The 18,053-nt window shown below is 60.7% G+C and carries 15 protein-coding genes; 12 read left to right on the forward strand and 3 right to left on the reverse strand.

Annotation, left to right across the window (positions count from 1 at the left end):
• Window positions 1-36 precede the first annotated feature (36 nt).
• Window positions 37-1,197: a glycosyltransferase family 4 protein gene (locus QXZ85_RS33740; RefSeq protein WP_315759765.1), complete on the reverse strand. Its 1,161-nt coding sequence runs from the start codon at window positions 1,195-1,197 to the stop codon at window positions 37-39.
• A 422-nt stretch (window positions 1,198-1,619) separates the two neighbouring features.
• On the opposite strand from QXZ85_RS33740, the gene QXZ85_RS10115 reads away from it, so the two are divergent.
• From QXZ85_RS10115 to QXZ85_RS10125, 3 genes are read left to right on the forward strand one after another with little or no spacing between them, the layout of a single operon-like run.
• The gene (locus tag QXZ85_RS10115; protein WP_315702023.1) at window positions 1,620-3,077 is read left to right on the forward strand and encodes a lipopolysaccharide biosynthesis protein; all 1,458 of its coding nucleotides are present in this window, start codon (window positions 1,620-1,622) and stop codon (window positions 3,075-3,077) included.
• 18 nt (window positions 3,078-3,095) lie between these two features.
• Window positions 3,096-4,016 carry a glycosyltransferase family 2 protein gene (locus tag QXZ85_RS10120; RefSeq protein ID WP_315742638.1) on the forward strand — a complete coding sequence of 307 codons (921 nt, stop codon included), beginning with the start codon at window positions 3,096-3,098 and terminating at the stop codon, window positions 4,014-4,016.
• A gap of 7 nt (window positions 4,017-4,023) precedes the next feature.
• Window positions 4,024-5,025 carry a glycosyltransferase family A protein gene (locus tag QXZ85_RS10125; protein WP_315702021.1) on the forward strand — a complete coding sequence of 334 codons (1,002 nt, stop codon included), beginning with the start codon at window positions 4,024-4,026 and terminating at the stop codon, window positions 5,023-5,025.
• A 39-nt stretch (window positions 5,026-5,064) separates the two neighbouring features.
• Here QXZ85_RS10125 and QXZ85_RS10130 read toward each other — a convergent pair whose 3' ends face one another.
• On the reverse strand, window positions 5,065-6,537 hold the full coding sequence (locus tag QXZ85_RS10130) for a polysaccharide deacetylase family protein (RefSeq protein WP_315742640.1): 1,473 nt from the start codon (window positions 6,535-6,537) through the stop codon (window positions 5,065-5,067).
• 460 nt (window positions 6,538-6,997) lie between these two features.
• On the opposite strand from QXZ85_RS10130, the gene QXZ85_RS10135 reads away from it, so the two are divergent.
• The 3 genes from QXZ85_RS10135 to QXZ85_RS10145 all read left to right on the forward strand — a co-directional run bounded on the left by QXZ85_RS10135 (window position 6,998) and on the right by QXZ85_RS10145 (window position 10,862).
• A complete protein-coding gene (locus tag QXZ85_RS10135; protein WP_315742642.1) occupies window positions 6,998-8,182 on the forward strand; it encodes an acyltransferase in 1,185 nt (394 codons plus the stop codon).
• Window positions 8,183-8,515: 333 nt separating this feature from the next.
• Window positions 8,516-9,553 (forward strand): acyltransferase, encoded by a 1,038-nt coding sequence (locus QXZ85_RS10140; protein WP_315702018.1) that lies wholly within the window; start codon window positions 8,516-8,518, stop codon window positions 9,551-9,553.
• Window positions 9,554-9,746: 193 nt separating this feature from the next.
• Complete coding sequence (locus QXZ85_RS10145; RefSeq protein WP_315702017.1) at window positions 9,747-10,862, forward strand: acyltransferase; 1,116 nt, start codon at window positions 9,747-9,749, stop codon at window positions 10,860-10,862.
• Window positions 10,863-10,986: 124 nt separating this feature from the next.
• Here QXZ85_RS10145 and QXZ85_RS10150 read toward each other — a convergent pair whose 3' ends face one another.
• Window positions 10,987-11,751, reverse strand: a complete 765-nt coding sequence (locus tag QXZ85_RS10150; RefSeq protein WP_315702016.1) for a metallophosphoesterase family protein — start codon at window positions 11,749-11,751, stop codon at window positions 10,987-10,989.
• 642 nt (window positions 11,752-12,393) lie between these two features.
• Between QXZ85_RS10150 and QXZ85_RS10155 the strand changes: the two genes are divergently transcribed.
• From QXZ85_RS10155 to QXZ85_RS10180, 6 genes are all read left to right on the forward strand, one after another.
• Complete coding sequence (locus tag QXZ85_RS10155) at window positions 12,394-12,930, forward strand: hypothetical protein (RefSeq protein WP_315702015.1); 537 nt, start codon at window positions 12,394-12,396, stop codon at window positions 12,928-12,930.
• Between the two features lie 64 nt (window positions 12,931-12,994).
• On the forward strand, window positions 12,995-15,271 hold the full coding sequence (locus QXZ85_RS10160; protein WP_315702014.1) for a polysaccharide biosynthesis tyrosine autokinase: 2,277 nt from the start codon (window positions 12,995-12,997) through the stop codon (window positions 15,269-15,271).
• An 8-nt stretch (window positions 15,272-15,279) separates the two neighbouring features.
• Window positions 15,280-16,002 (forward strand): hypothetical protein, encoded by a 723-nt coding sequence (locus tag QXZ85_RS10165; protein ID WP_315767635.1) that lies wholly within the window; start codon window positions 15,280-15,282, stop codon window positions 16,000-16,002.
• Between the two features lie 179 nt (window positions 16,003-16,181).
• Window positions 16,182-16,346: a hypothetical protein gene (locus QXZ85_RS10170; RefSeq protein ID WP_316165443.1), complete on the forward strand. Its 165-nt coding sequence runs from the start codon at window positions 16,182-16,184 to the stop codon at window positions 16,344-16,346.
• A 559-nt stretch (window positions 16,347-16,905) separates the two neighbouring features.
• Window positions 16,906-17,511, forward strand: coding sequence for a sugar transferase (locus tag QXZ85_RS10175; RefSeq protein WP_315702012.1), 606 nt, complete (start codon window positions 16,906-16,908; stop codon window positions 17,509-17,511).
• 216 nt (window positions 17,512-17,727) lie between these two features.
• Window positions 17,728-17,946, forward strand: coding sequence for a hypothetical protein (locus QXZ85_RS10180; RefSeq protein WP_315702011.1), 219 nt, complete (start codon window positions 17,728-17,730; stop codon window positions 17,944-17,946).
• Window positions 17,947-18,053: the final 107 nt, after the last annotated feature.

Below are 18,053 nucleotides of genomic sequence, written 5' to 3' on the forward strand. Positions count from 1 at the left end.
GCTCCAGTCGGCGCGCAACGCACACACAATGATGAATCAGTTTGAACTCAGGACCTCTTCATAAATCCGCTCCAGGCGATCGACCGTATTGTCCCAGGACATCTTGACCGCCGTTTGCCGCGCTTCTGCGCCGAGCCGCTCCCGCAGGGTGCGGTCGAGCAGCAGACGGCGCATCGCGCGGCAGAGGCCATCTACATCGCCCTGATCGACGAGCAGACCGTTTCTTTCGTTCTCGACCAATTCGGGAACGCCACCCGATCGTGCTCCAATCACGGGAATTCCGGCGGCGAAGGCTTCAAGGATCACCAGTCCGAACGTCTCCTGGAACATGGAGGGCAGCACAAACACGTCGGCTGCCGCATAATAGGAGGGGAGCGCCGTTGGAGAGATGACGCCAAGCATTGACGCGCGCCGGCGCGCCACGGCATTCGTCAGGATCGCGCGAACCTGTTGTTCCGTCGTTTCCTGCGGACCATCGCCGTCGATCCAAAGCTTGCTGCCGCCGGCAATTGCGAGGAATGCATTATCATGCTCCTCCGACAATTTCGAGAACGCCTGCGCAAGCTGAATCACGCCCTTTTCCGGCCGGACTGCGCCTGCAAACATGAACAGCACATCGGAATCCGTGAGGCCGAGTTCGTGCCGCACGCGTTTGCGCGCCTCCCGCCGCTCGTCGCATGACAGCGCGTCGGCGTCGACACCGCTCTGGTTCACGACGATATTTGAGGCTGGCGCCATTTCGCCCGCGCGCTCATGAGACAGTCGCAGGCGACCGGCAACGAAGGAGCTGACGGCAATCTGCGCGCCGGCACTGCCGAGATCCCGCCAATAGCCAGGGGCTGCCGCGGCAAGCGTCGCATCGGCCAGCCCATCGAGCGGGTTATTGTGAAAATGCATGACCTTCGGCTGCTTCCCCAAGAAGCGCGTTCTGCGGTATTCATGCAGGTGGACCAGGTCGAACCGGCCCAATCGAACGAACTTGGTCAGGCTGAGATGCTCGCGAAGGTCCTTCACCTTGCCGCCATAGCTGATCTTCGCCCATGAATAGGGGCGAAGGTGGCGGAGGTTCACGCCCTCCCAGGCCCCGCGCCACGCCGTGGGCGCTATCGACGCGATTGTCACATCGGCGCCGCGCTGGGCCTGAATCCGCGCGATTTCGAGGGCGACGCGCTCGGTCCCACCGGTCGCATCGATCATCGGCCGTTTGGGAACTCGACCGATGCCAAGGAAATGCAGGACTCTCACCGCGCTATCCCGAGCCGATCCGCAAGGCGCCGCCCTTCGTCACCTGCGACGGTCTATCTTCGCCCGCGCCGGCGAAACCCGGTAGCGTCCACTGGAAATGCTTCATCTACTGGTCTACTTTGTCGATCTCAATATCGATATTTACATCTGGACGGAACAATCGAGCGTCCATGATCCATACCAAGCTGCGCGGGGATGGATCGATAATTTTCGGTCTTGTTCGAGTGTCTGAATTTACTGTGTCTGAATTTACTATGAATCGACGATGATATGCGGCTTATATCTTCAAGCGTGTCTTCTGTACTATTTAGGACCGGAAGTCGAGCGCATCCTTGCGTCGATCGATTTCAGCGCAAAGTGGTAGGATCATAGTAGTGTCGCTCCGACGGATCGTCACCGGTACGGCGTTTGTGTCGTCGGCCAGCGTCATTCGCATCCTTGCCCAGTTCATCGCGCTTCCGATCCTGTCGCGGCTGCTGAGTTCGACGGACTATGGTCTGGTCGCGATCGCGTCACCGTTCATCGCCTTCGCGATGCTGATCACGGACGCCGGCCTCGGCATGTCGCTGGTTCGATCGACGCCGCTCGAGGACGATACGGCGTGGTCGACGAGCTTCTGGGTCATCTTCTCGCTCGGCGGAACTCTCGCGGCGATCCTGCTGCTGTTGTCGCCACTTGCGGCCTATGCGTTCGGCGAGCCGCGGCTGCATTTGATCGTGTTCATCCTCTCCTTCACCATCGCGGCGCAAGCCGCGGCTGTCATTCCCGGCGCCGCCCTGCAGCAGTCGCGCCGCTTTTCCGCGGTCGCGGTGATCGAGATCAGCTCGACCCTGCTCGGGATCGCCACGGCCGTGACCGCGGCGTTGCTGGGAGCCGGCGTATGGTCCCTTGTCGCCCAGCAGATCGTGTTTTTCGCGGTCCGGCTTGTCTTGACCTTTGCCTGGTCGCCCTTCCGTCCCCGCCTCGTGTTCAATGTTGCCGCGATCAGGCACCATCTGATCTTCGGCCGCGATATCCTGAGCACGAATCTCATCGCCCATGTGTCGGGATCGATCGACAATCTCGCCATCGGCGGCGTACTCGGCCCGACCGCGGTCGGCTACTACAACATGGCGATGCAGTTCATCCGGCTCCCGACCACGGTCATCACCGGTCCGCTGCAATTCGTGCTCTACTCGCATTTGGCGACCATCAAGGACAATCTGCCGGCGATCCGGCGGACCTTCCTGCTGATCACCCGTATCCTCGCCATTCTCGTCATTCCTTCGCTCGGCATGGTCGCAGCCGCTCATTATCCGGTCTTCAAGATCGTCTTGTCCGAGAAATGGTCTCAGTCCGGCACGCTCTTCATGATCCTGGCCGGGGCCGGCGCAGTGCAGGCCATGATGGCGCTGGGTGGCGACATCATGTTGGTGCTTGGCCGCTCCGATCTGCGTCTGCGTACGACGATCGAGTTCAGCTTGATCTGGTTTGTCGCGCTGCTGCTCTCGCTTGCGATATCTCGCGACATCCACTGGGTGGCCGTGGCCTATAATTGCGCGGTCGTGCTCTACATGCCGCGCACGCTGAGCATCGTCCTCTCCCTGATCAAATGTCCCATCACGCAATATCTGGAGGCCATGGCGGTTCCGGCCCTCGTGACGCCTGCGACCATCTTTCTTTACGCCGAGATCGTCCGGCTTTGCGCACCTTCGCTCTATGCCGACGTCGTGATCGCGGCTGCCCTGACCCTTGCCACGATGGCCGTCTGCATCTTGATTCAGTTGCGTCCGCTGCGGGATGAAAGCGTGGGGGTCGCGCTGCCGTTTCGCTCGAACCCCGTTACGCAATGAGCTGAGCCGGCCGCCGCCATGAAGCTCTCCGTCGTCATCTGCACCAGGAATCGCGCCCATGCGATCGTTCATTGCCTGGAGTCGATCGACGTCGCGGCGCGCCGTGCCGCGCTTACCGACGCCGAGATCGTCATCACGGACAATGGATCGAGCGATGGTACTCCGGAGGTGGTGCGGAACTGGGCGGCCGGAGCCTCGATCGCAGTCCGCCTCGAGCATGAACCTCGAACCGGGATCACGATCGCCAAGAACCGCGGCCTACGTGCGGCCCGCGGCGAGCTTCTGGTCCTGACGGATGACGATTGCCGGCTGCAGTCCGACTATTTCGTCCAGTTGCTGCGGCTTCATACAGCCGATCCGACCCCGGCACTCCGGGGCGGACGTGTCGAACTCGGCGATGCCACCGACCTGCCGCTGACGATCAAGACCGATATGGCGCCGCGCCGCTGGCATATCGACGATCGCTCGGCGTATTATGAGAACCTCGGCAACTGCTTTCTCGGATGCAACCTGTTCATGACGCGAGCCGTCTATGAGCGTCTCGGGCCTTTCGATGAGCGCTTTGGCGTCGGAGCGATTCCCTCGGGCGAAGACACCGACTATATCTTTCGCGCCTACATCGCCGGGCTCCGGCTCGAATACGTCCCTGAGATCGTCGTCTATCATCATCATGGACGAAAGCGGCCCGAGGCTGCGCGCCGATTATGGCAGAACTACATGATCGGTTCGGGAGCGCTCTATGCCAAATACATCCTGGCCTGCCCGTCATTGTGCCGGCAGCTGCGTTGGGACCTGAAGGATTTCGCGCGCGAGATCATAACGCGCAAAAATCTGTTCCTGCCTGAATACGACTTCTCCTACGCCGACAAGATGCGCTGCTACGCTGCCGGCGCCAGGCACTTCCTTGCCAGCTCGCCGCCACGCGCGCCAGTTGGATAGCGCGCAGATGACCGTCGTCGCCGTCGTCATTCCCTATTATCAGAAGAAGCTCGGCATTCTGCGCCGCGCTCTGCAATCGGTCCTCGGTCAGGTCGTCCCGCCGTCGGTCACGGTCAGGATCATCGTGACCGACGACGGATCTCCCGTCCCGCCGGATGGCGAGCTTGACGGATTGCTCATCACGCCGCCGTTCGAGCTGCAACTGGTCCGGCAGGCCAATGCGGGCGCGGCAGCTGCAAGAAATGGCTGCCTTGCGGCGGTCGCCGACGACACCAGCTACATCGCATTCCTCGACTCCGACGATCTTTGGGAGCCGGCGCACCTTGCCACCGCGCTTGCGGCACTGGATCGCGGATACGATTACTATTTCTGCAACAACCGCCGGGTCGGCGGTCATGAGTCCTATTTTGCGCAGACCGGATTCGACCGTTACCTTGCCGCGCAGGGGGCGCCGCTGGCCGATGGCCTCTATGCGCTCGATCCGGCGAATTTCATCTCCTTTTCGCTGCGAGCCTGGACCTCGCTCACGCCGACGGTTGTCTTCCGTCGCTCCATTGCGCCGGATCTCCGTTTCGATGCGTCACTCCGGGCCGCCGGCGAGGACTGCCTGTTCCTGCTGCAGCTGATGGGCCGTGCATCCCGAATCTGCTGCGCGACGGCGCTCAATGTGACCTGCGCCGAAGGTGTGAACATCTTCTACTCGACCTACAATTGGGATGATCCGGGGCACCTTCCGCGCCAGATCGGACAGCTCCTGAAGTCCTATCGCTTTCTCCAAACGTTGCCGCTCGCGCAAGCCGACCGCGACTATGTTCAGGCATGCATCACGCAGGAGCGTCGCAACATTGCATTCTTCTTCCTGCGCGCGGTGGCGAAAAAGCGGCTGAATGCGCTCGCAGATATCCATCGCCTGATGCGTGACGACCCGAGCTTTTGGCGCTGGTTTCCATTCAGCGCGGCCTCGGTCGCGGTGCTGTTTCCGTTGCGGCGCTTCTCGCCGAAGGATTGAGCGATACGCGGTCGAGCAGCTGGGAAGCGCGGCTCTGCCTTAGCCGGCGCAGGCTTCCAACTTGGCCGCGAAGCTCTGAACATCATCAGAGCCCATGATCTCTATGCGCGGCAGCCGCAGCGGATTGTCCTGCAGCGTGGCTGCGGCGGGATCGCATGTAAACGCGAACTCGTAGCCGCAGGTCGGCAGCACCCGCTCGACGAGCCGGTCATAAACGCCATAGGGGTAGCAGAACGCGATCGGTCGCCGTCCCAGCGCGCGGCCGATGATCTCGGCCGACATCCGCATGTCCTCGTGCGACTCGCGGACGTCCAGCCGCGAAAACCGACGGTGCATCAGCGAATGACTGCCGATCGCCACTCCCGCTGCCGAAATCTCCGATAGCTGCTGCCAATTCATCAGCGGCTCGGAGCGGCCGAGTGTCTGGTCCCAGTCCGAACGGCCGCCGACCTTGCCGGCAACGACGAACATCACGCTCGGAAATGCGAACGTCCGGAGCACGGGCCAGGCATGATCGTAAAAATCGCTGTAGCCGTCGTCGAACGTGATCAGCACAGGCCGGCGCGGCAATGGACCACTACCCTTGCTCGCAGTCTTCAGGACATCGAGCGAAAGCGGCGTGAAGCCCTTCTGCTTCAGCCATCCCATGTGTTGTTCGAACTGTGCCGGCGTGACGCGGTAGCGCGAAAGCTCGGGATCACCGTCGTCGGCAACACGATGATACATCAGGACCGGAATGGGCGTGTCGGGGAGAACGCCAGCAACGTCGGTCGCCTCGGGTGCGCCGGAACGGCGCAGCTGTTGCGCCAGGCATGCACGGACGCCAGCCGACAAGGCGGCCTTCGCGTCGCCCTTCAAATGCTTGAGCAGATCGCCGAGCGATCGCCGGTGCAGCCGGGACATGGCGCTGCCGATGGTGGCGGTCCAAAATCGTCCGCGCCCAACCAGGTGACGTAGCGACGCCGATAACGGCAGGTCGCCGGCCTGATCGAGGATGGCTTGCCCGAAAGAGATACGGGCCGCGCCTTCATATCCCGTCAGAAAGACGAGGCCGAGATGATGGCCGCCAAAGTTCAACTGCACGGCGCTCGGACCGCTCACGCTGAAGCCGCTCTCGCGCGGCTTGCGGAGGTCGACCTCCAACTCCGCAAGCAGGTCGGCTGACGTGTCGCGGGTGCGGCCAAACTCCAGGCCCAGCCCGTGCTTGGCTGCGGCCAGCGCGGTCGCCCTGACGCGGTCGCCTCCTGGCCAATCCAGCACTTGTGCGATCAAGGCTTGAATCGCCGGCCGCCACCGTTCCCACGTGTCCCCGTTGATCGGTCCACGCTCCGGCTCATCGCGCATCGCTGCGGCGATGACCTCGCCGAGATAGTCCGGCCGATATTCGGGCAATGACCGCGGAAACGTAAGGAAGCCATCCTCGACGGGGCGTGAATGGACAATGCCCCGCGCCGCCTGCCGGATGCGCTCGAGGTACTCGTCCCAGCTTGATGCCGCGGCGGTGCCGGCCATCTGAGTGTCCTCATCAGGAAGAGATTGAAGCATGGCGAGTGCGACGTCTGATAATCAAGGATCGCGTCTCCACCCTGACACGGTCGGACCGGAAGCACGACGCGGCAGAGGGATCAAGCTTAATCGGCCGACTAGAATACCATTTTCGGGTCTTCAGATTGTCCTCGCGCCGAAGCGGTCGGCCGTGCTGACGGGATTCATACCTCTCCTGCAAACGCAGCTTGACGTGAAGGTCAACCTCCAAGCTCTATCAGAATCAATACGTTATCCGAACCCCGATATTCGTACGAGCAGTTGCGGCGCCATGATGCGACCGCCGATGTCGCTCCGCGCGTTTAACCAATCTATCCGGATTTCTCCGCATTGCTGGCATCTTTCTATCAGTTGAGTAATGTCCGGATATCATCCAAAGATGCAGGTGGTTCGGGTAATTGTCGTGAGGGGATGACCGGAGGTGGCCTTGGCTGCGAGTTCTCAGTCCCGACTTGATCATCTCGATTCCATCAGAGGGATCGCGTCGGTCATCGTTCTCATTGCGCACGTCTGGGGCATGAACGCCGATGCGTTCCGCTCGTCACATCACCAGCTCGGCCATGCGACCGGCTCGTTCTCTGACTTCCTCCTCTATTGCCTGTCGCGGCTGGAGGAGGGAGGCCGTTCGGCGGTCATCCTGTTCTTCGTTCTCAGCGGCTTCGTTCTGGCCCATTCGCTCAAGAGCAATCCGGTTCCTTATGGCGGCTATGTCGTCAAGCGCGTCTTCCGCATCTATCCGGCCTTCTTCGTCGCGATCCTGATTAGTTTCCTGTTCCACAGCCTGATCGGCATCCGGCACGTATCGGACTCCGAGTGGGCACGGACCGGGGTCGATACGGCGGATACGTCGCTGCCGATGCTGCTGAAGACATTGCTGTTATGGGGCACCACCGCGACGCACGGACTTGACGGCGTCGACTGGTCGCTGGTTCACGAAATGCGCGTGTCGCTGATCTTCCCGCTGCTTTTGCTGATCGTCGCCCGATACAGATGGTTGGCCGTTGCCGGCTTCCTGCTGCTGTCCGTCGTCTGTACCGAAGCAACCTTCCTGCATCGCGGGCTGGTGCTGACGGGATTCCAGGAATCGACGCTGCCCAAAACCCTGATCGACACCAGCTATTTCATTGTGTTCTTCGCGGCCGGAGCCTGTCTCGCGCTCGACCGGGAGAAGGTCACGGAGCTCTCGACCATGCTGCCGGGCGTGGTCAAGGCAATGTTGGTCGCGGGAGCTGCGTTCACATTCCTAAAGACGGACGCGAATTTGCACACCGCGGCCGGATGCGTTCTCGATTATCTGCGTGGAATTGGCTCGCTGGTGGTTATTGGTCTGTCGCTTGGTGCGGGCTCCTTCCAGCGCGCGCTGCAACACCGCGGCCCGGTCTGGCTCGGGCGAATTTCATACAGCCTCTATCTCGTTCACCTCCCGATCATCTACCTCGCGGATCAATTCGCCTTCGATTGGCCCATGCTCGTGAAGGGGCCGCTGGTGATCATGCTGTCCATCGGCGCAGCCTTCGCGCTGGCGGAGCTGGTCGAGTTTCCCTCCATCAAGTTGGGCAAGAGGTTTGCCGTGCGGCAGCAGCCGCACCTGGCTCCGGTGGCCCCAGCCTGAGATATTCGGACCGGTTCGCGAGCTGCTGGGATGAGGACTAGCCAGGAAGGGACATGGGCGCCGGCAACGGCTCCAGGTCTCGATCGGATCTCATCCATTGGGCGATGATGGCAAACAAAACAACTTAGGGTGTGTAGCGCGATATGGCAGTCGACCCTAGTGATCGAACGGCGTTGAAGACGAGGCAGGCCCAACGTATTGTTACATAACTTGGCTATTTGCCAGCCGACAGACTGAAACCGTTTTCGCGCGCCGGATGCAGGACGGCGCTCATATGGATGTTTTCGCCCGTGCATGTGACAGCGTCACGGGCAAAATTTTGAGTTGAGAGCGATGGCTGTAAAGAAGCAGGAGCTACTGACGATCCAGTATTTGCGCGGGATCGCCTCTCTCTTCATACTTGGATACCACCTGACCCTCCGTTACGGCGGCACGATCGCGGTCGGCGGCTTTCGGACCGATTTGTTCTTCGTCATCAGCGGTTTCATCATGTGGGTCATCACGGTCGATCGCACGATCGATCCCGGGACCTTCATGCTTCGCCGCGTCATTCGCCTGGTGCCGAACTATTGGCTCGCCACGATGGCCACGGCCCTCCTGATCCTGGTCAAGCCCAATTTTACCTACGGTCACGAGCTTGATCCGTCGCGCTTTGTAGGCTCGCTGTTCTTCCTGCCGACCTTGTCGCATGATCGTATTCTGCCGGTGGTGCTGCAGGGCTGGACGCTGGTCTATGAGATGATGTTCTACGTCCTCATTGCCGCGTCGCTGCTCGTTGCGCAGCGCTATAGGCCGCTCTTCCTTGCGGCGGCTCTCGGCGCGCTGGTGATTATTCACGCGCTGCTGCCGGAGGCCCATTTCCTGTCCCTCACCAACCCGAACATTCTGCTCGAGTTTCTTGCCGGCGTGCTGCTCGGGGTCATTTGGAAGAAGTCGAGCCTCGGCATCGGATGGGCGTTGCTGTTTCTTGTGGCCGGTCCGATCGGATTTGCGCTGTCCGAATATTATCGCCCGGACGTTCTTCCGATCCTCAAATTCGGCATTCCGTCCGTTCTGATGGTTGCGGGTGCGGTGTACTACGAGAAGAGCAGGGGAGTGCCCGATATCGGCTTCCTGCGCTTCCTCGGCGATGCCTCATATTCGATCTTCATCTGGCACGTCTTCGTTTCGATCATCATCGATGGCTTGCTGCTGCATTTGCATCTGCCGATCGGCATCCAATTCGCGCTGGAGATATCAAGCACGGTCGTCCTCAGTTGCCTGATCTATGTCTGGATGGAACGTCCGATGACGGACTATCTGCGTGCCCTGATCGACCGCAAGCCGTTGCCGCCGGTCCGGCCGGCCGCCATGCAGCGGCAGATTTCCTGACGATTATTTCGTCGTGACCTGTCCGTGGTCACGCCGGTGCGCGCTGCCTCCCGGGAGTTTGGCGGCGCGCTCCCTCGCCGGATCGAGAAGGCGAAGCGACCTCGAACCGGCATTACCGAGCGCCAAGTCAGAATTCGCTACATCATTTTGTCGCATTCGCGATCCGGAAACATCAAGACACAAACAATGCTAGATGCTAGGTTTCGCACCTAGCGTGATTGTTTCTGACGCCCTGCAATTTGAGGGAGCGACGAACACGCGAGCGTACGAGTTCGGGAAGCGTTGTTTGGCAAGCAAAGAAATCTATACAATCCAATATCTCCGCGCGGTTGCTGCACTTTTCGTGCTTTACTATCATTTGGCGCTCCGTTATGGCGGCCCGATCCCCATTGGCACGTTTCCCCTGGATCTCTTCTTCGTCATCAGCGGGTTCATCACCTGGGTGATCTCGGTCGATCGTCCGATCGGTCCCTCGGCTTTCATGCTCCGCCGCATCGTTCGGCTCGTGCCGAATTATTGGCTGGCGACCTTTGCCACCGCGGTCCTGATCCTGGTCAAGCCCAATTTCACTTACGGGCACGAGCTTGACCTCTCTCGCTTCGTGGGCTCGCTGTTTTTCTGGCCGACCCTCTCGGGTGATCGCATCCTGCCCATCGTTCTGCAGGGCTGGACCCTGATCTACGAGATGATGTTTTACATTCTTGTCGCCGTATCGCTGCTCGTCGCGCAGCGCTATCGCCCTCTCTTCCTTGCTGCGGCGGTCGGCACATTGGCCGTTCTTCACGAGTGGATTCCCGATGCTCATTTTGTCTCGCTGACCAGCCCGAACATCCTGCTCGAATTTCTGGCCGGGGTGCTGCTCGGTGTCGTCTGGAAGAATGTGAGCCTCAGCATCGGCTGGGCACTGCTGTTTCTTGCTGCGGGCCCGATCGGCCTTGCTCTATCCGAATATTATCGCCCGGATGGTCTCTCCCTGCTGGCGCTGGTGGTCCCGCCGGTGCTGGTCGTCGCAGGGGCAGCCTATTACGAGAAGAGCAGGGGGCTGCCCGATATCCGTCTCCTGCGTTTTCTTGGCGATGCCTCATATTCGATCTTTATCTGGCATGTTTTCGTTTCGATCATTTTGGAGGGGCTGCTGCTCCACCTGAAGCTCCCGGTCAATTTGCACTTTGCGCTGGTGGTCTTGGCCACGGTCGGACTGACCTGCCTGATCTATCTCTGGGTGGAGCGGCCCATGACGGATTATGTGCGGGGTCTCGTCGCCCGTAAGCCGCTGCGGCCGCTGCCTGTACAGCGGCAGGCCTGCTGATGCCGCGGATGCTCCGTTCTCGTCCGCTTGCTTGGTATCGTTGATGCTGGCGTCAAGCGCCGTTGGCACGTATCGCAGCTGACGAGGCCTCGGAGAGGTGGGAGCGACTGCGAACGCCCGACCGTCAAGCCTGTCCGGTGTCGATCAGGGACAGCGAGCAGCCCTCGATGACGAGACATGTCAGGCAGCCGGTCGCGAATGCCCCGGTGTCGATATCGATCCGATTGGATTCCACCTGCACGGCCCGTGCGGGCGTATGACCATGAACCACGACCTTCCCGAAATCCTCGGCGGAGGCCAGGAATTCCTGCCGGATCCAGAGCAGGTCGCTTTCCTTCTGATTGGACAGGTCAATGCCCGGCCTGACCCCAGCATGGGCGAAGAAGAAATCGCCACAGTCAAAGCTCGGCCGCAGCTCCCGGAAAAAGCGCAGATGAGAGGGCGACAGCGCGGCGTGGAAAGCCGCCTGCAATTCTGCGATCGCCCGCGGCTGTTGCGCGTTCGGCGCGATCCCGAATGAGACCAGCGTCTGGAGGCCGCCCAGGCGCATCCACTGCTCGAACAGGTTGGGATCCGTCAGGCAACGGATCGCGACCTGCTCGTGATTTCCCTTGAGAAAGATCGACTCGCTCGTTTGTCCGTGCTCGATCAGCCGGTCGATCGTTTCCCGGGAGGAAGGCCCCCGATCGATGTAGTCGCCGAGAAAGACATGGAGCGGGCGATCGACCGGACGCTGCCGCGTGTCGGCGCTTGTTTGCGCCAGCAGGTCCTCGAGGAGGTCGAGTCGGCCGTGGATGTCGCCGATCGCATAGATCCTGGTGCCGTCGGGAAGCGCAGGTGTCCGCCCTGACAGCCGCAAGCGCTCAATACCGGGCAAGGATGACAGCACGCATTCCCCTGATACCGCCACGCGTCGCTGGATCAGGACGATGCCCAGTCCGCGCGCAGTGACGTCATTGATATCGCAACAGGTTAAGGCCGCGCCAATCAGCGGCGCTCTGACCGGAGTGGACCCATACTCACTCCTCCATAGGATCGGAATGGTATAAGCCTAGGAATGGTAAAGGGCCGCAAGTCGCCTAATGTTATTTAGTCGCACCCCCTAAAATTGCAAAGCGTTAACTTGCTAAACTGATAGTAAGTCTTATTTAACGTTTCGCCGCCCGCCTGTCGGAACGCCGAGCTGCGAATCTCAATTCCAAAGCTGCACTGCCGGCAATGAGTTAGCCAGTGGTCCTTTTGCCGCCAAGATTTACGAGCGTACTTCTGGGCGGGATGCGACGGGGTCCAGATGTCAGCGCCGGCACGCGGAGCTGCAGTTTCATACCGGCGAGCCGGAAACCATAGCGCGCGAGCGTGGTTGATGGGCTCTTAAGGGTGATGTATCTTAGAAGATATATTTTTTTACCACTCGCAAGGGGTTGGAGTCGTATCGATGCGTATCGGTTTGATCGTAAAGTCGCTATGCGCACAAATTTTTCTTGCACTCCTTATTACTCCCGTCCTCGCCAAATCTTGCATTGCGCCGCCGGTGTCCGAGTCGGACATCAATCGGTTCAAGTCGAATCCCGAGGATCTGCTGGCGCCCACCGCGGATACCCGCGCCATCGAAACCTCGGTGCGCGATCTCGCCGGGACCGATGCGTCGCTTGCGGCGGAGTTCGTGCGTCTGGCTCTGGCCGCTTCTCCGCGCTTCCGGACTGCAATCGCTGCGGGTCTCGCGCAAGCAGCTGTTGCTTGCGAGACGGCCGATCAGCAAGCCGCGCTCCTGATCCAGCAGGCGGTCGCAGGCTTCGAGGATGGCGAATTCCAGAACGCTTTCGCCGCTGTTGCAGGCGATCTCTCGACTGCAGCGGCGGAGGCCGCGACCACCGCCGCGACCGGCTCGGTCGGCAGTGTCATCGTGACCAATCCCAATCGCGGGACGCCGCTCAGCACGGCGCCCGGCGGCGGTGGGACCACCACGATATTTCAAATTTCTTCTACCGGGGTAGCTACCCGCCCCTCGACCACCAGCAACAGCAGCGGCACAGCCACCGCGGCAAGCCCGGTGAGCGCAACACGCTGATTTCTTCGGTCGTCGCGCCGGCCCAACAGGACCGCGGTCGTCAGGCCGATGTCGAGGATGTGATATGAATATTGCTGGTCCATTTCCGCCATATCGCGCGACAGAGGAGCTCGATCGCGCCGCTGCGGTGGCCCCGCTGCTACAGGCGCGCGATTTCCTTCTGAGACAGTGGCGTCTGATCGCACTGGTCACCGCGCTCGCGATTACGGTCGGTGTCGCGAACCTCGCGATCATGCCGTCCAAATATACCGCCAGCACCGACATGATCATCGACACGAAGAAGATCGTGTGGATGCAGTCCGAGATGGCGACGGAAAATCGCGTGGTCGACGACGCTTCGGTGGAAAGCGAAATCGAGACCACCATGTCCGAGAACGTTGCAGGCTCCGTGGCGCGCCGGCTTCATTTGGACGAAGATCCTGAATTCATCGGCACTGGAGCGAGCCTGAGGTCGCGGTTGTTCGCGCTGTTCAAGAGCAAGGCCGCGCCTGCCCAGGAGATTACGCAGGAAGAGCGGATGCAGGGCGTTCTCGCCGTGCTTCGTGGAAACCTGCGTGTCGCTCGTGTCGGACGCAGCTATATCGAGCGGATTTCCTATACGTCGCTTGATCCCGTGAAGGCCGCGACGATCGCGAATGCGTTTGCGGATGCCTATATCGAGGACCAGCTGAACGCAAAATTCGAAGCGACTCACCGCGCCAGCGTCTGGCTGGAAGAGCGGATCGGGGAATTGCGCAAGCAGGCCACCGAAGCCTACAAAGCGGTCCAAGATTTCAAGTCGCAGAACAGCATCATCATCGGCGTCGACGGCAAGCTGGCGAGCGAGGTTGAACTCGATCAACTGGGCGTGTCTCTCGCCAAGGCGCGCGCCGACACCAGCCAGGCCAAAGCCAAGCTCGAGCGCATCGAGCGCGTTCTGGAGCAGCGGCCCGCGGCCAACTCCCCTGACAAGGAAACCTTCGATATTCCTGATCCCATCGTGACCGACGCGCTCAACAATCCGGTCATCACCAAGCTTCGGCAGCAGTTTCTGGACGACCAGAGCAAGGAGTCGGAGTGGAGCACGCGCTACGGTCACGATCACCAGGCGGCGCGAAACCTGCGCGCCGAAATGGCGGCGCTCCAGCGCGCCATCTGGGACGAGATCACGCGGATCGCGGAGAGCTACAAGAGCGAATTGCAGATCGCCAAGGCGCAGGAAGAGTCGATCGACAAGCGCATGACCGAAGTCTTCCAGCAGTCCGCCTCGACCCGTCAGGCCCAGGTCCGGCTGCGCGATCTTGAGACGGCGGCCAACACCTATCGAAACGTCTACGAGACGTTCCTGTCGCGCTTCACGCAATCGGTGCAGCAGCAGTCGTTCCCGTCGACGGAGGCGCGGGTCGTCACCCCGGCGACGCCGCCGCATGGGCGCAGCTCGCCCAAGACCAGCCTGACCCTGGCGCTCGCAGGACTTTGCGGAATCGGTATCGGCGTGATGCTGGCGTTTGCCCGGGAGCAGATGAACCGCCAAATTCACACCCGCGCCCAGATCGAGAGCCTTCTCGGCATAAACTGTCTGGCCGTGCTGCCTGCCCTCGCCGAGCGGAAGGGGCGGCGGCGGCGCCGCGCGGGCAGTGCCGAATCCGGGGTCATCCACCAGATCAGCGAGGTCGCCCCGTTTTCGGCGACAGCCGAAGCGCTGCGCTACATCAAGGTCGCAATCGACCTTCATCCCTCCGGCGGCAAGGTGGTGGGAATCGTTTCGGCTCTCCCCGGTGAGGGCAAGACGACGCTCACGACCGGCTTCGCTGCTTTTCTCGCCAAGAACGGCAGCCGCACGCTGGTCATCGATGCCGACCTGCGCAATCCCTCGATGACCACCAAGCTCGGTCATGCCGATTCCCCGGGCCTGCTCGACATGGTCGCCGACAAGTCGCCATTCAACGAGCTGCTGATCAAGGATTCCAACTTCAAGTTCGATTTCCTGCCGGCGGCTTCGACCCGGATCAAGCCATCCAACAGTTCCGATATCCTGAACTCGTCGGCGGTGAAGCAGGCCCTGAAGACGGCCAAGAGCGAGTACGATTATGTGCTGATCGATCTGCCTCCAATCCTGCCGGTGGTGGACGTCAAGGCGGTCGCGCATCTCTTCGATGCATTCGTACTGGTCGTCGAGTGGGGCTCAACCAAGCGGGATGAAATCCTCAAGGCGGTCGCGGCCTCGCCCATTCTCTCCGAACGACTGCTCGGCACCGTTCTTAACAAGGCCGACGAGAACGTGATGCGTCGCTTCGAGGGCTATTCGGACCGTCACTACGGCTATTACAACAACGACAAGATTCCTGCTCAAATCGTCTAGCCAGGTTCGTGCAACTGAAGCCAACAGCTGCTTCGCAGCACCAAGCCCTGCGCGTCCTGACCATCGTTGTCGGTTGTCTGGGCATGGCGTGGGGAATCGCCGGCTTCGCGCGTAGCGCGGCGGTGGATTATTTCGAGGACGTCGAGGCCCGCCTGCTGCGGTTCGGCTCGTACAGCACCCAATCGGCGACCGGGATGCTCGATAGCTCGACCACGCAGGACCTGAGCGATTGCGATAATCACGCCCAGAGATCGCTGCTGCTGCTGGAATTGCCCCTCGCCGACGCCGCGCTCCGGACAGGCGCAACGCGTGATTTCGACCGTCACGTCGAATCGATCGAGGCGCGCGCCAAACGAGTTCTCGCCTGTGCGCCGCGCGATCCGCTGTTCTGGCTCGTGTTGTTCGGACTTGAGGTCGAGCACGGACGGCGTGACCGTCACGCCTTCGACTTGCTCGCGACCTCCTACGAAATCTCACCCCATGAAGGTTGGCTCGGGCTGCGCCGAATGATGGTGACGATTCCCATCATCCAGACCGTTCCTGAGCCACTACGGGAGCAGGTTCTGACCGAATTCCAGAACCTGATCCGCGACAAGCTCCCCGAGATTCCTGCGCGCCTGTATCTGGGCGCATCGGGCTCCACGCGAGCCCTGCTCCAGGTGCGGATCGACCAGCTCGATGTGAAGAGCAGAGAAGCCTTCGCCGCGATGCTCCAGCAGCTTCAGCGCTGACAGGACAGCTGACGGGTCACTTGCCGCGCTGCCGATGGCAAGCTCCACCCGTGAAGCAATTCGAACCTTCGGCCAGGGATGACGTGGCGACGGATGATGTGGCGACAGCCGCCGGGCGTCATCGTCCTCACCAGTCGCAACGCCCCGCACGCGCCATGCCGTGCGCTGCAGTCCTCAGAATGAAGCCGCCGATCCGGGCGTGCCGCATTGGAGCGGCCGGCGGATTACAGCGGGCCATGACCGATATCGATGCCCTCGCGCAGCGGACCATCGTCGCTTCCTTCTGCGGCCGGTCGGACGGTATCAGCATGCTTTTCGTTGCCGAGCTCGCGCGGCGGACCTGACATTCGTTCAGAGGGACCCCGCGTGCTCCACAACCAATAACAGGTCCAAAGCTGTACTAGACTACTGATTCCGCTAGTGCATTCGACCCGACTTTCGCAAACGGGGCTAACCGCAACTGATACGAATGTGCAACCCCGGGACCGTACGAGGTGTTCGTCGCGCCTCAGTTGCGAGATATGGTTAAAAGATTCCGAAAGCGAAAACTTTTTGGTCGGCCTTATGACATATTTGAAAGCTGAGAATGCACGGCAACGTGATTTGCGACCGTATCAGGGAGGCAAGATGGGATCCGCTCGATAGCCAAAAGCATCGTACGGTTAGCTGTTTAGCTTAACAGCATTCGGTATTTGGGTCGCATCTCTGCTGATTGTGCGTTGCCAGAGGTTTTGATAAACAATCAGTAAAAGAAGATGAAAAAGAAAATCTAAATTGCGATCCGGAGGATGTGTGTTCGAATCGTACCGGAGTACCGGAATGGATATATTTGCCGATACACGAAATGCTTTTGATATTACTCGTACGAAGACTCGCCGGCCGCAGGGTAAGCAGCCGGTAGGGATGGCCTACAAGAGGGTGCTGGACGTCGTCATTGCCCTGTCCGGCATCGTCCTGCTTGCGCCGCTTCTGCTGCTTTGTTTCGTTCTGACGATCGCCACCTCGCCTGGGCCGGCCCTGTTTCGGCATCGGCGTGTGGGGTTCGGCGGCAAGACGTTCGAATGCTTGAAATTCCGCACCATGGCGGTCGATGCCTCGGAGCGGCTACGCCACCTATTGGCGACTGATCCTCGGGCCGCAGCGGAATGGGCGTCGACACGCAAGTTGCGCAACGACCCGCGGGTCACCGTCTTCGGAGCGATCATGCGCAAGTCGAGCCTCGACGAGCTGCCGCAGCTGTTCAATGTGCTGAAGGGCGAAATGAGCATCGTCGGTCCGCGACCGGTGACCGAGGAAGAGCTCGAGCGCTATGCGAGCTCGATCGGTGCGTATCTCGCCTGTCGGCCCGGAATTACCGGACTATGGCAGGTGAGTGGCCGCAGCTCGACCACTTACGACAAACGCGTCGCCTACGACACGTTCTATGCGCAGAACTGGTCGGTCGCGCTCGATGCCAAGATCATCATCGTGACCATTCCCGCCGTTCTGTTTGCCGAAAATGCCTGCTGATCCGATCCGGCCGTGATCTTTGATTGCCGCCGGATCATGTTTGCTGAGCCCCGAGACCACCAATATGCGGTGACGTCGGGGTGCGGGATCAAGCCCCGTCCAGACTCGAAGCTTCCTACTTCCGACGACCGGAGATGCCGGCTTGAAGCCCTCGCTGGCTTCCAGCCTGTGCGCCGTCCTGTGATGCTTTTTGGCCGAATGTCTTGAGCACCGCCAATGACACCCATGATCGATTTCGATCCGATCGGCACGGAGAATGAGGACAAGCCGTTCTTCCCGGATGTTCCGCCCGGCCGACGCGTCGCTGTCGTACTGACCATTCTGCTCATCCTCGCGACGATCGGCGCGTGGTTCATATTTCTGGGATGGGGCGTCGTCGAGATCACTCACTCTGCATTTCTGGGTATCAAAACGCTTTGGAGTGAGATCCTCTAGCCGCGCGGTGAGGCTGCGGATCCGAGATCGCTCCAACAGTGCTGGTCTGAGGTCTGCTTCGGCTGCGAACACCAGTCACTCTCGACCAGCCTATATTTTCTACGTAT

Source organism: Bradyrhizobium sp. SZCCHNGR1005 (genome assembly GCF_032489995.1).
Taxonomy (GTDB): Bacteria; Pseudomonadota; Alphaproteobacteria; order Rhizobiales; family Xanthobacteraceae; genus Bradyrhizobium.

What these genes read in the sequence shown, in the direction of transcription:
- QXZ85_RS33740 (WP_315759765.1), bottom strand. Translation starts at nt 1,197, where the DNA reads ATGATCGATGCGACCGGTGGGACCGAGCGCGTCGCCCTCGAAATCGCG.
- QXZ85_RS10120 (WP_315742638.1), top strand. Translation starts at nt 3,096, where the DNA reads ATGAAGCTCTCCGTCGTCATCTGCACCAGGAATCGCGCCCATGCGATC.
- QXZ85_RS10125 (WP_315702021.1), top strand. Translation starts at nt 4,024, where the DNA reads ATGACCGTCGTCGCCGTCGTCATTCCCTATTATCAGAAGAAGCTCGGC.
- QXZ85_RS10130 (WP_315742640.1), bottom strand. Translation starts at nt 6,537, where the DNA reads ATGGCCGGCACCGCCGCGGCATCAAGCTGGGACGAGTACCTCGAGCGC.
- QXZ85_RS10140 (WP_315702018.1), top strand. Translation starts at nt 8,516, where the DNA reads ATGGCTGTAAAGAAGCAGGAGCTACTGACGATCCAGTATTTGCGCGGG.
- QXZ85_RS10145 (WP_315702017.1), top strand. Translation starts at nt 9,747, where the DNA reads ATGCTAGGTTTCGCACCTAGCGTGATTGTTTCTGACGCCCTGCAATTT.
- QXZ85_RS10160 (WP_315702014.1), top strand. Translation starts at nt 12,995, where the DNA reads ATGAATATTGCTGGTCCATTTCCGCCATATCGCGCGACAGAGGAGCTC.
- QXZ85_RS10170 (WP_316165443.1), top strand. Translation starts at nt 16,182, where the DNA reads ATGAAGCCGCCGATCCGGGCGTGCCGCATTGGAGCGGCCGGCGGATTA.
- QXZ85_RS10175 (WP_315702012.1), top strand. Translation starts at nt 16,906, where the DNA reads ATGGCCTACAAGAGGGTGCTGGACGTCGTCATTGCCCTGTCCGGCATC.
- QXZ85_RS10180 (WP_315702011.1), top strand. Translation starts at nt 17,728, where the DNA reads ATGACACCCATGATCGATTTCGATCCGATCGGCACGGAGAATGAGGAC.